The sequence below is a fragment of the Actibacterium sp. genome (assembly GCF_041584535.1).
Lineage (GTDB): Bacteria > Pseudomonadota > Alphaproteobacteria > Rhodobacterales > Rhodobacteraceae > Actibacterium_D.
In genome coordinates, this window is the sequence record NZ_JBFHDW010000228.1 from 1 (window position 1) to 4438 (window position 4438).

Consider the following 4438-nt stretch of genomic DNA (forward strand, 5'->3'; position numbering starts at 1 on the left):
GCGCCACTGTTGGGGTGTAGCCAAGTGGTAAGGCATCGGTTTTTGGTACCGTGTATCGTAGGTTCGAATCCTACCACCCCAGCCATTCTCTCGATCGCCAATCTGATTGTTGCATCCGGCGCGCCGGACACGACCAACCCGGTTGCCGACCAGTGCGAACTGAATGAAATCCCCTGCGTGACCACCGTCGCGCCGTGGCAACCTTATTTCTTTGGCCGCAACGGGAACCCGGCCGAAGGCTTTGGCTTCACTTACCACTTCTTCTGGGGTCTTGAGGACGTTATCACCAACTTCCTTAACATGTGGGACGACAGCGGCGTTCAATCCAAGAACATTGCAGGTCTTTTCCCCAACGATGCGGATGGCAACGCCTGGGGCGATCCGGAACTGGGCCTGCCCAAGCCGCTGGCCGCGCGGGGCTATAACGTCATCGATCCGGGCCGCTATCAGGTCATGAATAACGATTTCTCAAGCCAGATCGCCGCGTTCAAAAATGCCGGATGCGAGATCGTCACGGGCAACATGATCCCGCCTGACTTTGCGACGTTCTGGAGCCAGGCCGCGCAGCAGAACTTCAACCCCAAGGTCGTGACCATCGGCAAGGCGCTGCTGTTCCCCTCGGTGATTGAATCGCTGGGCGAGCGTGGCGATGGCCTGACCTCGGAAATCTGGTGGACCCCCAGCCACCCGTTCAGCTCGTCACTGACCGGCGAAAGCGCGGCGCAATTGGCCGAGGGCTATACCAAGGCCGCGGGCCGCCCGTGGACGCAACCTTTGGGCTTTGTGCATGCGCTGTTCGAAGTGGCTGCGGATGTGGCACGGCGTTCCGAGGCGCTGGACGATCCTTATGCCAACACCGACGCTCTTGCGGCAACCAATCTTGACACGGTTGTCGGCAACATCGCCTGGAATGGCAGCGACCGGAACCCGGTTAAGAACGTTGTTCGCACGCCGCTGGTGGCAGGTCAGTGGCAGCTGGACAGCGGCGCGCCTGAACTGGTCGTGACCAGCAACAAAGAGGCGCCGAACATTCCGCTTGGCGGCGAGATGAAGCTGATCGGCTAACGGCCGACAGAAACCTTCAACAGGGACGCGGGCGGCGCGATGCTGCCCGCGAGACGCGCGATGAGTCTGCTCGATCTTCAGGATCTGCAGAAGTCCTATGGGGCTTTGGCAGTTACCCAAAACTTTTCCATGACCGTCGAGGAAGGGGACCTTGTAGGTATCCTTGGCCCGAACGGTGCGGGAAAGACGACGCTGTTCAACCAGATCACCGGCACGGTCAAACCCGACCACGGAGAAGTCTGGTTTGATGGCGAACAAGTGACGCATATGGATGCTTCGCAGCGCTGCCAATTGGGTATCGCGCGCAGCTTTCAGGTGCCGCATCCGTTCGTTGGCATGACGGTTTATGAAAACATCCTTGTCGGCGCCACATTTGGCCGATCCAGGTTCGACCCGCGAAAGCTGGCGCTGGATATCATGGATAAAACCGGCATGGGGCCCAAGGCCAACCAATTGGCCGGGTCTTTGACCCTGCTGGACCGAAAGCGGCTTGAGATGGCCCGCGCCCTTGCCGCAGATCCCAAGCTTTTGCTTCTGGATGAGATCGCCGGCGGTTTGACCGACAGCGAGTGTGTCTCGCTTTTGCAGACGATCCGCGATGTGCATGACACCGGCGTCACCATCATCTGGATCGAGCACGTCGTCCACGCGCTGATGTCCGTTGCGAAACGGCTGGTTGTCGTCGACTTCGGGCGCAAGGTCACCGATGGCGACCCGGAAACGGTGATGAAGTCCTCTGAGGTCCGCTCAATCTACATGGGAGAGGACGCGGCATGAGCAAGGCGCTTCTTCAGATTGACGAATTGGAAGTCTTTTACGGGAACGCTCAGGCGATTCAGGGGATTTCCCTGAAGGTCGAGCAGGGCGAGCTGTTGTCGCTGATTGGTTCGAACGGTGCCGGCAAGTCGACCTTGTTCAAGGCGATCTGCGGTATGGTTCAGCCGCGCTCGGGGTCGATATGGCTGAATGGGCACGACACCAAGGGCTTGGCGCCCGCACGGATCACCGAGCGCGGCGTTGCAATGGTGCCCGAAGGGCGGCGGCTGTTTCGGTCGCTGACGGTCGAGGAAAACCTAATTTTGGGGGGATATGTCGGGCGCCCCGGCCCGTGGACCCTGAAAAAGGTTTACGAGGTGTTCCCCATCCTGCAAGAGCGCCGTGGCTATCCTGCGACCAGCCTGTCGGGGGGGCAGCAACAGATGGTGGCCATCGGCCGCGCATTGATGTCCAACCCCGAATTGTTGCTGTTGGATGAGCTGAGCCTGGGTCTTGCGCCGGTGGTCATCAAAGACATTTACGAGCTGTTGCCCAGAATCCTGGGCGAAGGCATGGCGACCATTCTGGTCGAGCAGGACGTCACCCGCGCAATGCGGGTCTGCGATCATCTGGTCTGCATGCTCGAGGGCAAAATCTCACTTTCCGGCCACTCTGATGCGTTCACGCACGAGCAGATTTCGGCCGCCTATTTCGGAACCTGACACATGGAATGGATCAATGTTATCGTTCAGGGCGTGCTGATTGGCGGGCTGTATGCGTTGTTCGCTGCCGGCCTTTCACTGATTTTCGGCGTGATGCGTCTGGTGAATATCGCGCATGGCGATTTCATCGTCGGCGCTGCCTATCTGGCTTTGCTGGTTATCCAGACCCTTGGCATACATCCGTTGTTGACGCTGGCCCTTGTGGTGCCGGTCATGGCGGCGATTGGCTATGTGGTGCAACTGGGGCTTTTGAACCGTGTGCTGGGCGACGATATCCTGCCGCCGCTGATCGTCACCTTCGGCATGTCGATCATCCTGCAAAACGCGCTGCTGACCTTCTTTTCGGCAGACAGCCGCAAATTGAATGCGGGGGTTCTTGAGACCGAAAGCCTTGGTGTTCTGCCGGGTGTCGATGTCGGCTATCTGCCGCTGCTAACCTTTGCCGCCGCTGTCGGCATTATCGCCGGGCTGCAATACCTGTTCTACAAAACCTCGATGGGCCGCGCTTTCCGCGCGACGTCGGACGATGGGGAAATCGCCCAGATCATGGGGCTGGACAACCGCAAGGTCTTTGCCTGGGCCATGGCCTTGTCGATGGCCGTGGTCGCGGTGGCCGGCGTTTTCCTTGCCATTCGGGCGAACTTTGACCCGTTCATGGGCCCAAGCCGCCTGATTTTCGGGTTTGAGGCCGTGATCATCGGCGGGCTGGGCAACCTGTGGGGCACTTTGATCGGTGGCATCATTCTGGGCGTCGCGCAGGGTGTTGGCGCGCAGATTGATCCGGGCTGGCAACTGCTGGCTGGCCACGTTGCCTTTCTTGTCATTCTTGCCGTCAAACCGCGCGGCCTGTTTCCGAGGATCGACTGATGACGCAAGCAACCATTTCCCGTTCGACGCCGACCAGCCGGATTTCCGCAATCATCGCAATCGCCATTCTGGCGGTCATTGCTGCGGCGCCGTGGTGGGCAAGCTCGGCCGATCTGCGGCTGATCACCGAGGTTCTGTTCTATATGGCGCTGGCCAGCATGTGGAACCTTTTGGCGGGGTATGCCGGTCTGATCTCGGTAGGGCAGCACGCCTATGTCGGGCTTGGCGGGTATCTGATGTTTTCGCTGGTGCTATTTGCCGGGCTCAATCCGCTCTACACGATCCCACTGGCGGGGGTAATCGGCGCGGCGGTGTCTGTTCCCGTTGCCTATCTGGTGTTCCGTCTCAAGGGGCCGTATTTCGCCATCGGCACATGGGTCGTCGCCGAGGTGTTCCGGCTGGCGTCGGCTCAGATGTCCTCGGTCGGCGGCGGTTCGGGCTTGTCGATCCCGGTCAGCGTCATGCGCGATCTGGGCAACAAGGCCGAGCGCGAGATGCTGATCTATTTTTCGGCCTTCAGTCTGTGTGTCGGGGCGATCCTGCTGGTCTATCTGCTGTTGCGGTCGCGTGTGGGTCTGGCCCTGACGGCTATTCGCGATAATGAAGTTGCCTCGTCCAGCCTTGGGGTCAAGATCGGCAAGATCAAGCTGCTGGTCTATGTTGCCGCCGCCGGTGTGACCTCGATGATCGGCGCGCTGATCTTTGTGACCAAGTTGCGGATTTCCCCGGACGCCGCGTTCAGCGTCAATGACTGGACGGTGTTCGTGATCTTCATCGTCGTGATCGGAGGCATCGGAACGATCGAAGGCCCGATCCTTGGGACGCTGCTATATTTTCTGCTGCGCGAATTTCTTGCGGATTTGGGCGCGATCTACCTGATGATCCTTGGGGCGCTCGCCATTGGGATCATGCTGACAGCACCGAAAGGCCTGTGGGGATTGCTGGTCAGCAAATGGGACTTCTCGATCTTCCCGGTCGGATCGTCCCGCGGGGGCCGTACGATCCGAGGCCGATCGACACGCCGATCA

General features: G+C 59.7%; 5 protein-coding genes and 1 tRNA gene. All 6 read left to right on the plus strand.

The genetic code is table 11. The features are described 5' to 3' along the window. The first annotated feature begins 10 nt into the window (after window positions 1-10). Window positions 11-85, plus strand: a tRNA-Gln gene (locus tag ABYW26_RS11130). Continuing rightward, on the plus strand, window positions 43-1065 hold the full coding sequence (locus ABYW26_RS11135) for an ABC transporter substrate-binding protein (protein ID WP_372604947.1): 1023 nt from the start codon (window positions 43-45) through the stop codon (window positions 1063-1065). Before ABYW26_RS11130 ends, ABYW26_RS11135 begins: the two co-directional genes overlap by 43 nt. Window positions 1066-1125: 60 nt before the next feature. After that, the gene (locus tag ABYW26_RS11140; protein WP_372604942.1) at window positions 1126-1842 is read left to right on the plus strand and encodes an ABC transporter ATP-binding protein; all 717 of its coding nucleotides are present in this window, start codon (window positions 1126-1128) and stop codon (window positions 1840-1842) included. After that, the gene (locus tag ABYW26_RS11145; RefSeq protein WP_372604943.1) at window positions 1839-2543 is read left to right on the plus strand and encodes an ABC transporter ATP-binding protein; all 705 of its coding nucleotides are present in this window, start codon (window positions 1839-1841) and stop codon (window positions 2541-2543) included. The genes ABYW26_RS11140 and ABYW26_RS11145 overlap by 4 nt, the downstream gene beginning before the upstream one ends. Before the next feature lie 3 nt (window positions 2544-2546). After that, window positions 2547-3410 (plus strand): branched-chain amino acid ABC transporter permease, encoded by an 864-nt coding sequence (locus ABYW26_RS11150; RefSeq protein ID WP_372604944.1) that lies wholly within the window; start codon window positions 2547-2549, stop codon window positions 3408-3410. Next, window positions 3410-4438: branched-chain amino acid ABC transporter permease (locus ABYW26_RS11155; RefSeq protein WP_372604946.1), on the plus strand; the 1029-nt coding region annotated here is incomplete at its 3' end. The genes ABYW26_RS11150 and ABYW26_RS11155, both read left to right, overlap by 1 nt.